Source organism: Calyptranema fuscum S582 (assembly GCF_055793305.1).
Genome location: NZ_JBSLYH010000041.1, coordinates 40,682 through 57,491 on the forward strand (window position 1 = coordinate 40,682; position 16,810 = coordinate 57,491).

A 16,810-nucleotide genomic window follows, 5' to 3' on the forward strand; every position below is an offset into this window, starting at 1 on the left:
TGGGCTAGGAGTGCAGAATGAGACTACGGGGAACCTACATCTTCACCACAGTTCGCACGGAGGGGGCAATTCTTCCGGCAGATTTGCTTCAGCGTATCGTCGATGGAGATAAAGACCTGGATGGTCTCAGCCCTGCATCCTATCACTTGCTAGAAGGTGAAAAGCTTAACGAAGCGATTAACCGCTCTTGGACTCGACTGCGGGGGGCTTGGGTTAGTTTCAAAGCAGCCTTGGGAAGATTGCCTGCTAATGACTTGGGAACTAGTGTTACGCGCGATCGCTTCCTCCTTCCCCTATTTCAGGAGCTTGGGTATGGGCGGTTGGCATTAACAAGGGCGATCGCTACAGAAGGCAAGAATTACCCCATCTCCCACAGTTACCAAAATACGCCGATTCATCTGGTGGGTTGGCAGATAGATTTAGACAAACGGACGGCGGGTGCAGCAGGTGCGGCACGTAGTAGTCCCCATAGCTTGGTGCAGGAGCTACTGAACCGCTCGAATGCTTATCTTTGGGCTTTTGTTTCCAATGGGCGTAAGCTCCGCATTCTTCGAGATAATGTGAGTCTGACTCGACAATCCTTCGTCGAGTTTGACCTGGAAGCGATGATGTCGGGAGAGGTGTATGCCGACTTTGTGTTGCTGTGGCTGTTGTGCCATCAATCCAGGGTTGAAGCAGAAACACCCAGGCATTGCTGGTTAGAGAAATGGTCACAAGCAGCTCAGGATCATGGCACTCGTGCCCTAGAGCAATTGCGCGAGGGCGTAGAAGCGGCAATTACGGCATTCGGGCAGGGGTTCTTGTCCCACCCGCATAATCGAGAGTTACGGCAACTTCTACAGTCTGGTGCACTCAGCAACCAGGAGTACTATCACCAGCTTCGGCGGCTGGTTTATCGTCTGCTGTTTCTGTTTGTGGTTGAAGACCGGGATGCTCTCCTTGATCCGGCTGCTGCCCCAGTCGTTAAGGAACAGTACCTTCGTTATTACTCGGCAACCAGACTACGGACGCTAGCAGAACGTTTGCGCGGAACACGGCATAGTGATCTGTTTCATGGGTTGCGGGTGGTGATGAAAAGCCTGGGTGGGCAAGGTTGCTCTGAGTTAGGATTGCCTGCTTTAGGAAGCTTTTTGTGGTCAGATGAAGCCATCCCAGCCCTTGAGCCATGTCAAATTGCGAATTCGGCTTTACTGGATGCGGTGCGATCGCTCGCCTTCATCAACGATCGTCACGGGCGAAGACCTGTTGATTACAAGAATCTGCGATCGCGGGAACTAGGCAGCATCTATGAGTCGTTACTGGAGTTACATCCTGACATTGATGTTAATGCTGGAACGTTTCGGTTAAAAGCAGTAGCGGGTAATCGGCGCAAGATGACGGGGTGTTACTACACGCCTGAGAATTTGGTTCAATGTTTGCTCAACTCAGCCCTTGACCCAGTGCTGGAAGAGGCGTGTCGCCAACCTGATCCAGAAACAGCGATTCTCAACCTGAAGGTTTGTGATACTGCCTGTGGCAGTGGGCATTTTCTGACGGCAGCGGCTCATCGAATGGCAAAGCGATTGGCTGCGATTCGTAGTGGAGAAGAGGAACCTGTCCCAGAAGCTATTCGGACTGCTCTACGTCAGGTCATTGGACGGTGCATCTATGGAGTCGATGTGAACCGGATGGCGGTTGAGCTTTGTAAGGTGGCACTCTGGATGGAGGCAATGGAGCCAGGTAAACCGTTGCCATTCCTGGAACACCACATTCAGTGGGGAAACTCACTCATTGGAACGACACCCGCTTTAATGGCAAAGGGCATTCCCGATGGGGCTTTCAATCCCATTAAGGGCGATGAGAAGGGTGTTTGCTCCAGGTACAAGAAGCAAAACAAGGAAGAGAGATCGAAAGGGCAGTTGACCTTAGTTGATCCGTCTTCAAAACCCTGGGGATGGCTAGAGGATATTGCTATCTATGCACCGGAACACCAACCCTGGCAGCAGTTGGAGGATATTGCGGCTGCGATGAAGGAACTGGATCAGATTCCCGATGAATCGATCGCCCAGGTTCAACTCAAACAGCAAAAGTATCAATCCCTGGTGGAGTCATCAGAGTATCGATTTAGCCGTTTTCGAGCTGATGCCTGGTGTGCCGCGTTTGTGTGGAAGAAGACCCAGGAGTTAGAGTTTCCCATCACCGATGAGGTGTTCCGAAAAATAAAGCAAAACCCCTACAATGCACCGGACTGGATGCGGCAAGAGGTAGAACGGCTCCAGGAGCAATATCACTTCTTCCATTGGCATATTGCGTTTCCCCATATCTTTGAAGTGCCGAAGCATAAGGAAGAGGTAGAGAATAACCAGGTCGGTTGGTCAGGAGGGTTTGATGTGGAACTGGGAAATACCCCTTGGGAGCGTATCAAACTTCAGGAGCGGGAATGGTTTTCTGCCTATCGTCCTGATATTTCCAATACGGTCAGTTCAGCGGAACGAAAGCGCAAGATTCAAGCTCTTCAAACGGAAGATCCCTATCTGTACGCTCTGTTTATGGATGAGTGCCGACAGGCTGAGGGAGAAAGCCATTTTGTCCATCAGTCTGGACGGTTTCCGCTGTGTGGGCGGGGAGACATCAACACCTATGCCATTTTTGCTGAAACTAATCGACTACTGCTGGATTCAAACGGATTGATGGGTTGTATCGTTCCTTCTGGGTTGGCGACAACCGATACAACCAAGTTTTTCTTCCAGGACTTGATTGATTCAGGCTCTCTCGTGAGCTTTTATGATTTCGAGAATCGAGAACGCACTTTGTTTCCAGATGTCGATTCTCGAATGCGATTTGCGCTGATGACTCTGGCAGGTCGGAGTCGTCCTGTTGAACCGGGTGATTTTGTCTTCTTTGCCCATCGAATTGAAGACCTGGATTTGGAGGAGCGCCACATCCAACTTACGCCTGAAGATATTGAACTTCTGAATCCTCATACCAAGACCTGTCCAATTTTTAGAACTCGACGGGAGTATGCGATCGCCAAACATATCTACAACCAAGTTCCCATTCTCGGTCATCCTAAACCTAGCAGCGAAGACACCTGGAATATCAAAATTGTGCAAGGGTTGTTTGACCAGAGTACCGATGGCGATTACCTGTATGCCTCTTCAGAACTGAATGGCACTCCCCTAGTAAGAACCTATGAAGCCAGGATGATTAGCCTCTTTAACCATCGAGAATGTTCTGCGGCAACGACTGATAAAAATATCTTTCGGACTGGGGTCAGCATCGAAATTACGGATGAAGAAAGTCAAGATCCAGAGTTTTTAGCACAACCCCGTTACTGGGCATCCCCACAAGAAGTCGATCGCCGCATCCCGCCAGCCTATCCCTATGAGTGGTTTATCGGGTACAAGGATGTCACCAGCGCCACGAACACACGAACGATGCTGGCTTGTGTGATGCCAAAATCAGCGATCCTATCCAGCGTTCGTACAGTTCTGTTTGCCAACCATGAGCCGTCTGCTATGTTTTGCCTATTAGCAAACTGGAATAGTTTCTGCTTCGACTTCATCTGTCGTCAGGGAACTCCTGGCAATCATTTATCCGATTACATTCTGCGTCAGTTGCCGACCCTGATTCCCTCCACCTACAAGCAGCAGTGTTTATGGGATAGGGCATTTGAACTCAAGGATTGGATTCTCCCCCGTGTGCTAGAGCTAACCTACACCGCCTGGGATCTACAAGCATTTGCTCAAGACTGTGGCTATGAAGGTGCGCCATTCCACTGGAATGAGGAGCGGCGTTTCTTGCTGCAATGCGAGTTAGATGCAGCCTATTTCCATCTCTACAACCTGCAACGCGAGGATGTAGCGTTTGTCATGGAAACCTTCGCCATCATTAAACGGAAGAATGAGCAGAAACACGGGTTTTACCGAACCAGAGACCGGATTTTGGATGTCTATGACTTGCTGACGGAAGCCATACGCACGGGACATTCCTACAAAACCGTACTCGACCCACCGCCTGCTGATTTAGGCGTTGCTCATCCCTCTGGTAAAGCAACCATCCAGCCCTCTTCTTCCAAATCCCCAAGTTAGGTTCAGGACTATGACGATTCGCAGCAAAAATATCTTTACCACTGTTCGGACTGAAGGAGCGATTCTTCCAGCGGATTTGTTGCAGCGAATTGTGGATGGGGATAAAGACCTGAATGGGCTTTCGCCCACTTCCTACCATCTGTTGGAAGGGGAAAAGCTGAATGAGGCAATTAACCGTTCTTGGAGTCGGTTGCGGGGTGCCTGGGTCAGCTTCAAAGCGGCGTTGGAGAAGTTGCCACCGAATGATCCGGGAACAAGTGTGACACGCGATCGCCTCCTCCTACCGTTATTTCAAGAGCTTGGCTATGGTCGGTTGACAGCCGCTAAAGCGATCGAGATTGAGAATCGCAATTACCCGATTTCTCATGGCTGGCTGCATACACCAATTCATCTGGTGGGCTGGCGCGTGGATTTGGATCGGCGGACGGCAGGGGTGGCAGGGGCAGCGCGGAGCAGTCCTTATAGCCTGGTGCAGGAGTTACTGAACCGATCGCAGGAGCATCTGTGGGCGTTTCTTTCCAATGGTCGGCAGCTACGCATTCTGCGGGATAACGTCAGCTTGACGCGGCAGGCGTATGTGGAGTTTGACCTGGAAGCGATGATGGCAGGCGAGGTCTATGCAGATTTCGTGTTGCTGTGGTTGCTGTGTCACCAGTCCAGGGTGGAAACGGAGAAGCCGGAGCAGTGCTGGCTGGAGAAGTGGTCGAAGACGGCACAGGAGCAGGGAACCCGTGCGTTGGATCAACTGCGGCGAGGGGTAGAAGTGGCGATCGCCACCCTCGGTCAGGGGTTTCTTTCCCATCCTGTGAACCGGGAATTGCGCCAGAAACTTCAGTCAGGGCAACTTTCAACGCAGGACTACTATCGGCAACTGCTGCGGCTGGTCTATCGACTGCTGTTTTTGTTTGTGGCAGAAGACCGGGGATTTTTGCTAGACCCGAAAGTAGATGTGGCAGCACGGGAACGCTACACCCTCTACTACTCAACGGCTCGACTCCGTACTCTGGCAGAAAAGCGACGGGGCACCCGCCATGCCGATTTGTTTTTTGGCTTGCGGTTGGTGATGGAGAAGTTAGGCAGCAGTGAGGGCTGTCAGGAGTTGGGTTTACCTGCGTTGGGCAGTTTGCTGTGGTCAGAGGCATTTGTAGCGGATGTGGTGTCTTGTCAGATTGCCAATGCTGATTTGCTAGAGGCGATCCGGGCACTCGCGTTTATTAGGGACAAACATGGTCGCCGTCCGGTGGACTACAAGAATTTGCGATCGGAGGAGTTGGGCAGTGTCTATGAGGCATTGCTGGAACTGCACCCAGAATTGAATGTGAGTGCCGGAACGTTTACGCTGACGACGGCAGCAGGCAATGAGCGGAAGACAACGGGCAGCTATTACACACCAGAGAGTCTGGTGCAGTGTTTGCTGGATTCGGCGTTAGATCCGGTGGTGGATGAGGCAATTCAGCAGGCTGACCCAGAAGCGGCAATTCTCAATCTCAAGATCTGCGATCCGGCGTGCGGTAGCGGTCACTTTTTGATTGCAGCGGCGCACCGGATGGCGAAGCGGTTGGCTGCCATTCGTACAGGAGATGAGGAACCATCACCAGAGGCAACGCAGAAGGCATTGCGGGATGTGATTGGGCGGTGCATCTATGGGGTGGATGTGAACCCAATGGCGGTGGAGTTGTGTAAGGTGGCGTTGTGGATGGAGTCGCTGGAACCAGGCAAGCCCCTGTCGTTTTTGGAGCATCACATCCAGTGTGGAAATAGCCTGCTGGGGGCAACACCCGCTCTGCTGCGGAAGGGGATTCCGGATGAGGCGTTTACGCCGATCGAGGGGGATGACAAGGCATATTGCAGCAAGTACAAGAAGCAGAATAAGCAGGAGCGGGAAAAGGGACAGTTGACGCTACTGGATGAGCGTAATGAACCCTGGGAGCGGTTAGGTGATTTGGTAACGAGTTTGGTTAACCTGAACCAGATTGCGGATGATGATATTGCTGGAGTACAGCGGAAACAGACGCAGTACGAGGAGTATGTGAAGTCTACACCCTATCTGTTTAGTCGTTTTTGGGCAGATGCTTGGTGTGCAGCATTTGTGTGGAAGAAGCGGCAGTCAGAAGACGTGCTGTATCCAATCACCGATGAAGTGTTTCGGCAGATTGAGCGGAATCCATTTAATGCACCAGATTGGATGAAACGAGAAGTTGAGCGATTGCGCGATCAATACAAGTTCTTTCACTGGCACTTGACTTTTCCTGATGTTTTTCAGGTATCAGATTTTGCCGAAAATGCACAAGCAGGATGGAGTAGTGGCTTTGACACAATGTTGGGTAATCCGCCTTGGGAAAAGATTAACCTTGAGGATGAAGAATACTTTGCTCAATCGCATCCTCCAATCGCAAAAGCTTCTAACAAAGCCAAACGGAAGAAATTAATTGAAGATTTGAAAGAGTCTTTTCCTGAAGATTACCAGGGTTACAAGGAAACTCAGGAGTATCATGATCGTCTGAGCTTAATTTTTCGTCAGAGTGGTGTGTTCCCACTTACTGGTGTAAGCCGAATCAACCTATATTCAGTTTTTGCTGAGTTAGCTTTACGTAATCTTTCTTCTAAGGGAAGGGTAGGGCTTGTAATTGCTTCAGGTATCGCAACTGATGACAACAATAAGGAGCTTTTTGAGTATTTGGTTACAAGCAATCGGCTAATCAGTGTTTGGGATTTTGAAAACCGAGATGGAATTTTCGCTGCTGTTGATAGTAGATATAAGTTTTGCCTCTTCTGTGCTGCTGGGAACGGTGCTGAAATTCCTGCTGCTGATTTTGCCTTTTATTTATCACAAATCGAACACCTTAAAGAAGAAGATCGGCACTTTACTCTAAATGCTGCTGAATTTCTATCAATTAATCCAAATACAAAAACTTGTCCAACTTTCAGAAATCATCATGAAGCAGAATTAACAAAATCTATCTATACAAGAGTAAAAGCCTGGTGTTTGCACAAAGCAGCTAAAGATTTTCCTGGTATACCCAGAACTCCCTTCAACATGTCTAATGACTCTGGCTTATTCTTTAGTAAAAGTGATTTATTGAAATCAAGCCAGGAAATTGACTTACATGGATGTATAGAAATTGATAACAAAGTTTATTTACCCTTATATGAATCAAAATTGATTCACCAATTCAACCATAGATATAGCACCTTTTCTGGGCTTTCCGCAGGCGAGGTTCAAAAGGGAAATACTATTGAGTTGCTATCTAACAACTTAGAAAATCCTTGGATAACAGTTGAGTGTAGGTATTGGCTCGATAAAAATATTCAGTCAGAACGTTTTCCCGGAAGTTGGTTTTTAGTTTTTCGGGATATCGCGCGCGCTACAGATATACGAACTTCTATTGCAGCTATTATCCCAAATCGTCCATGCAGCAATTCACTTACCATTGTTGAAAGTCTAAGCCCTAACAATGCTATGTTGCTTTGTGCCACCATGAATTCGTATGTTTATGACTATGTGGCAAGGCAAAAAATACCTGGAGTACACCTTAATCAATGGATATGGAAGCAACTTCCAATTTTAGAAACAGCACAAGTAGAAACATTTAGAGAATGGGCTGATAAACCATTAATTGATTGGATAGTCGCTCGTGTTCTTGAACTCACCTACACTGCTTGGGATCTCCAAGCCTTCGCCCAAGACTGCGGCTACGACGGTGCCCCCTTCCGTTGGGATGAAGAACGCCGCTTCCTCCTGCGCTGCGAACTCGATGCTGCCTATTTCCACCTCTACGGCATCCAGCGCGACGACGTAGACTACATCATGGAAACCTTTCCTATTGTGAAGCGCAAAGACGAGCAGAAACACGAGCACTATCGCACCAAAGACAAGATTCTAGAAATCTACGATGCAATGGCAGAAGCAATGAAAACGGGGCAACCCTATCAAACCCTGCTCGATCCACCCCCTGCCGATCCGAGCGTTGCCCATTCCCCTCGACCAGAACAGTAAAATGAGGATGGTTCAACTAATTTGGAGGTGAAGCCAATGGAGATTGCAGCCCAACTGGATAGCGATCATGCTGAAAAACTCGCTTACATCCAAGCACAGACCCAGCAAGACGTTACCGAAATTTTGAATCAAGCGATCGATCTATACTACGAGCAACTTAAACCCACACAAAAATCTCCTCTAGAAGTTCTTCAAGAAGATGGACTGGTGGGATGCTTTGAAGGGAGTCCAGATTTATCGAGTAACTATAAAACAATCATTCATGAATACCTCGATCAAAAATATCCCCCTCAATAATCATGATTATTGTTGATACAGGTGCGTTTTTAGCTTTATTCAACAAACGCGATACTCATCATATAGCCGCACAACGAGCCTTCGGAAAAGTCTCAGAACCATTAATAACAACCTATCCAGTTATTACAGAAACCTGCTACCTGCTCGTTCAATTAACCAACCTGACCATACAGCGCAAATTTCTCAAAGCCCTATGCCAGGACGTATTTGAGATCTTCCAGTTAGAGCGTCATCATCTGGAACGCATGACCCAACTGATGGAGCAATATGAAAATCTACCAATGGATCTTGCTGATGCCTCTCTTATTGTTCTAGCAGAACATTTAGGGCACGGGCGGATCTTGACCGTTGATCGCAGAGACTTTAGTACCTACCGATGGGCAAACACCAATCCCTTTCAAAACCTTCTACTCGATCCTTAAAAGCAGTTCTTAATTGCGTAAACCACTGAAAAGCAAGAACTCAGGGGGAGTTTGGGAATACTAGTTCTAGCAATTGCGATCGCTCAATCATCAACGACTCTAGCAACATATGGATGCCCAGCCAAACCCAAACCTTTCAAGCGGTATCTGGATACTTTCACTTTTGCCTAGAGAATTACCTGGAAGAGTACGTACCAAGCGGGGCAATTCATTAATCATTTTACCCCTCATAGAAGGATTGCCTCTGACTGATGGCACAACTGCAAAACAATTCTTTGCTCCCAATGCTGCTGCTGAAGAAAATGACTACATAGCATTCCAATGGGAAAAGCCAGGTGAACGCGGATTCGATCGCACCAGAGAGCAAGAAGGAGATCCACGAGCAGTTCGGGTCAGAGCCATCTCTGAAAGTGAAGCTCATCAGCTAGTTGAAACAATCCAAGAAAAGCTTGCGACCAAATTACGCCAGCAATTGGAACAACAACGTGCTGAAGTTCAGCAACAGCAAGCCAAAGTTGATCAGTTAGTTGAAGAACGCACAAAAGCTAAACTTGATGAAATCAACGATTGGGCAAGAGCCTTAGAGCGTAGAGAAGCAAAAGCCCAGGAACAGGAAACAAAACTCAAGGCTGAATTAGCTGAACAAGAAGCGCAACTCTTAGCTGAACTAGAACGGAAGCAGGCATCACTGGCTCAGTGGGAGCGATCGATTCAATCTCTGTCAGAGTCATTAGCTGCTTCAAAAGCACAAGCAAAACAGTTCTTCGATGCTGTAGAACCCTATCGCCTCGCAGTCCCTTTGAGCGTTGAAGATCAACCTCTTCAAGTGTCTGAAGTTTCACCTTTGCCCCAAAACCTAGCCGAACATTGGGGTGCGATGTTGGAATCGGCAGGGCTGTTACTTCCTCAAAACATTGCAACCAGCTATTTGCTATCTCTGGTGAGTGCTTGTTATTCAGGCAGCATTGTTCTGCTCAACGGTCCTGTCGGGGTTGGCAAAACCAGTATCATCAAGAACTCAGCAAAATTGTTAGACGGAACCAGTAAAATCATACCCGTCCGTCCCGCGTGGCTCGATCCCTCCGACTTACTTGGCTTCTTTGACCCCCTGAGCGAAACATTTCGCCCCTCTCCCTTCCTGACTGCACTCAAAGATGCTAAAACCCAATGCGATCGCCTTTGCCTGGTCTGTCTTGATGAACTCAACCTTGCCAGAATTGAGAACTACGGTGCCGATCTGCTCTCTTCTTTAGAATATTCTCGGTCAAGACAGAAGGAGCAATCTTTCAGCAGCGACGATGGACGACAGGGGTTGCTGCTCTACTCCCCCAGCATCGAAACCCAGTTATGGGAGGAAGCCAGATTTTTACACGAACTGACCGATCGCACCCACGAACAAACCCAGAGATTGAAGCACATACAAACGCTTCTCAACGATTATCCTTCAACATTCACCCTTTCTCCCAATCTGGTTTTACTGGGTACATTGAACTCAGATGAAACGACCTATGACCTGAGTCCTAAAGTGATCGATCGCTCCTACGTCATTACCTATCCTCCTGCCAATCTAACCAAGACCAGTACAGCAGCAAACATTAGTACAGCTACAACAGCAATTTTGTCGATCACAGCACTGCAACAGGCGATCGCATCAGTAGGGGAATTTAATCAAAAGTCCAACGAGTGGCAATTGATTTTGAGGTGGAATCAGCAGTATCTCTCTGCGCTGGGGATTCCTCTAGGACATCGAGCCAGCCGAGAATACCAGGTGTTCCACACCGTTGCTACTATTTTGGGACTGCCTAGCCAAGATTGCTTGGGGCATTTTATTTTCACTAAATTACTTCCCAGAATCTCATTCTTCAAAAACGATATAACAAGCGAGCTTTTTAACCGATGGCTTCAGGAACTCGAACAAGCCTATAAATCTTACGATCCTGGAGACGTTCTACCCCAATTGTCCAAGCAAATGCAGGATAAGAGACGCGCAAACGTTCGCTACTGGACAAAAGCATGAGCTACCCAAGCATTCGCTTTGTTGACGTCAATGGCACGCCATTCAACCCAGATGAAGACGGCATTACGCACGTTCGGCAGTTTGGAGGTGCCTGGTATGTAGAACTCGATCGTGCTTGGCAGGGTAAGGTAGCACTCAATGGCACGCCACCCGTATTACTCATTCAAATCCCCAATACAAACCGTTGGGAGCTACCACGCGGAAGAGCAGGAGGCGGAATCATTCGGCGATCGGGCGAGGTCACTGTCGTTTTAATGGATAGCACTGGCAAGATTGTGCGAGATACGGCAGCAACCCTGCATATTTATCCTGCCAATATCAGTGAGTGGCAAATCGATCGCATGATCTCTGATATTGGAGTTCTGGCACTCTCGACCGTTTGCTGTGTACGTCGAGCAGTTCCGGTACCAATGGGCGAAGGTTTTGGCACAGAAGGATTAGGGCAACAGTGGCTTGCAGGGAATGGAATGATGGCAACTGCGACTGCACTGCTTGAATTAGCCGCCGTCGTACAAGACAACTGGACAGCCATCCAGAAAAGACCCCTTAAGAGCTTCGTCACAGAGGTAGGTCCAGTAGAAATCGGGAAAGCCAACCTTTCACCACAGCTTCTCATCAAATCCAAGGTAGAGCCTGGTAAACGAAGAGTCTTAGGAATGACTCGGATAGAATCAACCCAGTGCATGGAAAACGAATTTCTTTGCTACGTCCTTGATGTTTACCTACGAGATTTAGCAACCGGACTCGCTACTAGCCTTAAAGCACTCAACTTGATCAATGCTGAGGATGATCTGATTCCCGCCAAGCCCCGTAGAAAGGACGAGGAGTTTCAAGAGTTTATAGAAGAATCTAGACAAAGAATTCAAACGTTTCGGCTGCAACAAGAGAAATTACGAAAGCAAATCAATGACAAGGTTTCACAACTCGAATCCTGTGTTCAATGGGCTACTCAAGCAAGAAGCTCTGATTTTCTGACAGACGTAAAGACTCCAGATGAGGCAGCTTTTAATTCACTTCGTTTAATCGCATCTCCGAGCTACGGTCCAGTCTTTGAAAAGTATGCAAACTCTAAAGGAGGTATGCTTGAACCGATCCAAAAGGTTCTATATCTTCTTGAGCATATCTATCGAGGAGAAGTTCGACCCACTTGGGAGATTTATGAAATCTGGTGTGTCGTAAAGCTGTATAGTGCCTTCATTCTATACGCAAATATGCAACCATTAGACGAGGAAACAACTTTATTTGAAAGCATAGAAATTGAACCTAATGGGACATTGAGGCTACCTAGAAATACTCCCTTCGCATTAAGAGGAAAGCTAAACAACGGACAGTCTTACACCATTCGCTTAATTTACGAAGCTCAATTAACCACAGCAGATGGTCAATTAAGAACTCCAGACATCATTATTCAGTTCTCAATTCATGGAGGAACTAATAACTACTGTTTCGATGCTAAATACCGAAATTACGACCAACAAGGAGACGATCGCTTAATTGAAGATGTAATAGGGATTGCAAGAGACAAATATTTAGACGAGCTTTCTCTCGACTGCGCTTTCATTCTTCACACGGATTCTAAGAGGGATTATTGGGGAGAGATTCCCTTTCATCGATTTCTGCTAGAAGAATTTGATGTAGAGATGAATGAATTAGAATACCCCGGTCATCTATATGGAGCAATTGCCTTAGTACCGGGAAATGATAACGATCGCCAAGTTAGACGAATTCTGCGACTTCTGCTCCAATATCATAACAGCGAGCTTTGCACAGTGTGCTTACCTTGTGGACAACAACTGGATTGGGGGAATGACGTTCACTCAAGTTGGAAACCCGATCGCATTTCAGAAGAAGAGTTAATTGAAAGAGTCGTTTACCGCGAAGGACGAGCTGGTAACGGTACAGGATTATACTGTTCCTGCCCCCAATGCGGCAGCTTCTGGGTTGTTCAAAGTTGCTACGGCGCACATCACCACCTCCTCAAATTCAAAGACTGCTTCCACCGTAATTCCGATCATCCAGAGTTCAAAGGCAAGTGGATGTACATTTGCCCTGATTGTGGTAGCGATCCATCCTTGGCTGACTTGAGAGCGGCATCCCAACCAGCGGCAACCAATCTTGATTTTTGATATTAAAAGTTATAACTGGGTACTGAGGGTATCTATAAGATTCTGGGATTACTAAAACTGGGCAAATCTGTAAAACCCCAGAGCTATGCAACCTCAAACAAAATCAACTCCCCTACTGCGCCATATTTCTATTCGAGTCCCCTGGCATGACAGAGAATGGAATGGCACAGTTTGCAACGCTCCACGACTCAATGGAGCTTGTTTAAAGTTGCAAAACATAGCGACCAAAAGAGATGACCTGATTGAGGATTCTGTTGCAGGTCAATCCATCAAGGATTTAGCTTCATCTCAATACCCCTGTTGCATTTCCGAGCGGGGAACCTTCATGGCACCTTTCGAGTTCATTCGAGAGACACGTCATCCCTACGTCGAAACTTCATCAAAAACGCACGGTCACTTTGCCCCGACCCCAATGCGGTATCCCTCCTACGCAGTCGCAGCACTTCCCTTCCTCTGGATGCGTACCGATGCAGTAGAGCAGCACTTGAAGCAGTTTGATATTGATTACGACCCAAACCGAGAACCCAAACTTCCCTTTGAATCAGGTTGGGTACAGGAGCATCGTAACCAACGTGCTCTACTCGACTGTTTTTTCGAGCAGGTACGTCCAGAAGAATCGCTCTGCTTCTTCTACGCCAAACAAGTCCCTTTCATTGAAGATGCGGGAAGGGTTCGCATCCTTGTTGGGGTGGGACGAGTAAAACACATTGGCGAAGCGGTGGAGTACAAGTACAACCAACCGGGAGATCTGCGTTCTATTTTGTGGGAGCGTATGGTTCAACACTCCATTCGACCCGATTTCAAGGATGGCTTCCTACTTCCGTATCACCAAGCTCTCGAATTCGCCAAACAAAATCCAGATTTTGACCCAGCAGAAATTGCTGCCTTCGCACCAGGCGATCGCATCGACGAGTTTTCCTATGCTACAGAGCATGTCACCCATGATGGGGCGATCGCAGCCCTGCTTGCCTGTGCAGTCTCCTTGCAGAAATCCATCCAGTACCATATCCCAGGTCCTTGGGAGCAATGTCTTCAGTGGATTGATGCCCGTCTCGGTGAGCTGTGGAAAATGCGAGGACCTTGCCCTGGTTTAGGGGCAGTCTTAAGTGCTTTTGGCGTTGGATTGGGAACCTTCGTTGCCAGGGAAATTGCTGCCCGACTTGGAGATAACGAAGATCCTTGGGAACTTGTTGATCAAGTCTTCCAAAATCCTAAAGCTCATCTCTCATCTCAACTAGCACCAGAAATCAACGGGATGCTTCAGAGAACGTGGGCTACGCTCTCCTCTGAGCGGCGTTCTCTTCTCAAACTACTTAGCCGTTTTGAAATTACTCCTGAGCAAGCAGCAATGCTCTTCGTACCTCAAGTACGTCAACCACAAGGAGTGCATTGCTCAGACAAAGATTTTCTAGAGAATCCCTATCTGATTTATGAGGTAACTCTACACACTCAATACCCAATTAGTATGTGGACAGTAGATCGCGGGGTGTTCCCTGATTCAGCAATTCGCTCGAAACACCCTCTACCCAAACCTTCAGCAATTGAGGGTGGAACTGATCAGCGCCGAATCCGAGCACTAACAGTTGAGATCCTAGAACAAGCAGCACAGGATGGAAACACTCTGCTGCCTCAAGATGATGTCATTCTCAAAATCCGTGAGCTATTGCTACAACCGCCCTGTGAAGTTACCCCTGACATGATGGTTGTTGCAGAAGGGTACTTCCCAAAAACAATTGAACTGAAAGAATTACACAGTGGCGATCGCGCTTACCAGCTCACTCGTTTAGCGGAAATGGGAGACCTAATCCGCTCTCGCATTAATAAACGTATCAAAGGTAAGCGCCATCAAATCGATGCTGACTGGCGATCGCTTCTCGATCAGCACTTGAATCAATCCTTGGAAACTATTGCTGATTTAAAGGCAAGGCAGGAAGAAGAACAAGCAAGACAGGAAAAAGCAGCAGCATTAAAGGAGCTAGCCGAGTCGCGCTTTTCCGTCCTGATTGGACAGGCAGGAACCGGAAAAACCACGCTTCTTTCAGTTCTTTGCAATCAGAAAGACATTGCTGCGGGTGAAGTTCTACTCCTAGCACCCACTGGTAAAGCCAGCGTTCGTATGGAAACGTCAACTAGGATCAAGGCTTACACTTTGGCGCAGTTTCTTAATGGGTGCGATCGCTACGATCCTGGAACTTGCCGATATAAACTATCCGAACAACCACCCTTAGACACGGCTCGAACCGTCATTGTAGATGAAGCTTCCATGCTAACGGAGGAAATGTTAGCAGCGTTGCTTAGTGCTCTTAAGGCAGGGGTTGACCGACTAATTCTCGTGGGAGATCCTCGGCAACTTCCTCCGATTGGTCCCGGACGACCTTTTGTTGATATTGTTACTCGCCTTACGCCGGAAAATATAGAGACTATCTTTCCTCGTATCGGTTCCGGTTATGCAGAACTCACCGTATTCCGTCGCCAAATTGGAAAATTGAGGGAAGACTTACAACTAGCAGAATGGTTTAGTGGTCGTGCTTTGGCACCTGCTGAGGATGATGTTTTCGATATTATTGCTAAAGCAAATGCCTCAAAATATGTTCGCTTTGAGTCGTGGGAGAGTCCAGAAGAGTTCAGTGCAAAGTTGCTGGAGATTTTGAAGGATGAACTGAAGCTAGAAAGCCTTGAAGATGCCCAAGGTTTCGACATCTCCCTAGGTGGCAATGCCTCAAATGGTTTTGTTTACTTCAATAAAGGTAATGCTGAAGCTGTAGAAGCCTGGCAAATTCTTTCACCTGTTCGAGGTCAATCTCACGGTGTCACCACAATTAATCGTCTCATTCACAAAACTTTCAAAGCCAAGATGGTAGAAAAAGCCCAGCACCCGTTTCATCGGAAAACACCAAGACCAATGGGATCCGAGGAAATTGTCTACGGAGATAAGGTGATCAACCTATTTAACCATCGCCGAAATGGAAAAAAAGTTTATCCCTCTGAAGGTGCACGTGGCTATATTGCCAATGGTGAGATTGGTGTTGTCTGCGGACAGTTTAAAACTCGGAATAGTGCATATAAAGGCTTACCTTGGGAACTTGAAGTTGAATTTTCCTCCCAACCCAAGTTCCAATACAAATTCCGCAATCATGACTTTGGTGATGAATTTGAGGCAAGTCTGGAGCTAGCTTACGCTCTGACCGTCCACAAGTCACAGGGTAGCGAGTTCGGGTTGGTACTACTAATCTTGCCAAACCCATGTCGTCTCCTCTCAAGAGAACTTCTCTACACAGCCTTGACTCGTCAGCGAGATCGAGTCGTAATTTTGCATCAAGGTAATCGTTCTGACATCAAAAAGTATTCATCAGACGCATTATCTGACACCGCAAGACGGCTCACCAATTTATTTACCAATCCCCATCTAGTGGAAGTTTTTATTCCTGTTGCAGCTAGTTCAGGTAAAGCTCAACGAGTCGAGAAACGATTTCTTGAGAGGAATTTAATTCACCGAACACTTCGAGGAGAAGCTGTTCGCTCCAAATCAGAAGTCATCATTGCTGATCGACTAGCATCACACAATATCGATTACTCCTATGAAAAAGAGCTCACGATGGGAGGACTCACGAGATCTCCAGACTTCACAATAGAAGATGCAGATTCTGGAATCACATATTTTTGGGAGCACTGTGGTTTATTACATAAACCTGATTATGAAGCACGCTGGCAAGCCAAATTAGCATGGTATCGCAACAATGGTGTTCTTCCTCACAGTGAAGGAGGCGGTAGCCGAGGAACCTTAATTATCACTAGGGATCAGGAAAATGGAGGCATTTCATCCCAAGAAATTGAACAAATTGTTACTCAAATTATTTTATAGTATGACCTCTGGAAGACTA

General features: G+C 47.5%; 7 protein-coding genes. All 7 read left to right on the top strand.

What is annotated here, in order from left to right; all coding sequences use genetic code 11:
- Window positions 1–17 precede the first annotated feature (17 nt).
- Window positions 18–4,070, top strand: coding sequence for an Eco57I restriction-modification methylase domain-containing protein (locus ACR6Z4_RS23545; RefSeq protein WP_479719773.1), 4,053 nt, complete (start codon window positions 18–20; stop codon window positions 4,068–4,070).
- A gap of 10 nt (window positions 4,071–4,080) precedes the next feature.
- Entirely contained in the window at window positions 4,081–8,067 is a 3,987-nt protein-coding gene (locus ACR6Z4_RS23550) for an Eco57I restriction-modification methylase domain-containing protein (RefSeq protein ID WP_479719774.1), read from the top strand.
- Between the two features lie 36 nt (window positions 8,068–8,103).
- A complete protein-coding gene (locus ACR6Z4_RS23555; RefSeq protein ID WP_479719775.1) occupies window positions 8,104–8,364 on the top strand; it encodes a CopG family transcriptional regulator in 261 nt (86 codons plus the stop codon).
- A 2-nt stretch (window positions 8,365–8,366) separates the two neighbouring features.
- Window positions 8,367–8,786, top strand: a complete 420-nt coding sequence (locus ACR6Z4_RS23560; protein WP_479719776.1) for a type II toxin-antitoxin system VapC family toxin — start codon at window positions 8,367–8,369, stop codon at window positions 8,784–8,786.
- Window positions 8,787–9,024: 238 nt separating this feature from the next.
- A complete protein-coding gene (locus tag ACR6Z4_RS23565) occupies window positions 9,025–10,803 on the top strand; it encodes an AAA family ATPase (protein WP_479719777.1) in 1,779 nt (592 codons plus the stop codon).
- Window positions 10,800–12,929: a nuclease domain-containing protein gene (locus tag ACR6Z4_RS23570; protein WP_479719778.1), complete on the top strand. Its 2,130-nt coding sequence runs from the start codon at window positions 10,800–10,802 to the stop codon at window positions 12,927–12,929. Before ACR6Z4_RS23565 ends, ACR6Z4_RS23570 begins: the two co-directional genes overlap by 4 nt.
- 85 nt (window positions 12,930–13,014) lie before the next feature.
- Window positions 13,015–16,791, top strand: a complete 3,777-nt coding sequence (locus tag ACR6Z4_RS23575; RefSeq protein ID WP_479719779.1) for an AAA family ATPase — start codon at window positions 13,015–13,017, stop codon at window positions 16,789–16,791.
- The last annotated feature ends 19 nt before the right edge of the window (window positions 16,792–16,810 follow it).

What these genes read in the sequence shown, in the direction of transcription:
- ACR6Z4_RS23545 (WP_479719773.1), top strand. Translation starts at nt 18, where the DNA reads ATGAGACTACGGGGAACCTACATCTTCACCACAGTTCGCACGGAGGGG.
- ACR6Z4_RS23550 (WP_479719774.1), top strand. Translation starts at nt 4,081, where the DNA reads ATGACGATTCGCAGCAAAAATATCTTTACCACTGTTCGGACTGAAGGA.
- ACR6Z4_RS23555 (WP_479719775.1), top strand. Translation starts at nt 8,104, where the DNA reads ATGGAGATTGCAGCCCAACTGGATAGCGATCATGCTGAAAAACTCGCT.
- ACR6Z4_RS23560 (WP_479719776.1), top strand. Translation starts at nt 8,367, where the DNA reads ATGATTATTGTTGATACAGGTGCGTTTTTAGCTTTATTCAACAAACGC.
- ACR6Z4_RS23570 (WP_479719778.1), top strand. Translation starts at nt 10,800, where the DNA reads ATGAGCTACCCAAGCATTCGCTTTGTTGACGTCAATGGCACGCCATTC.
- ACR6Z4_RS23575 (WP_479719779.1), top strand. Translation starts at nt 13,015, where the DNA reads ATGCAACCTCAAACAAAATCAACTCCCCTACTGCGCCATATTTCTATT.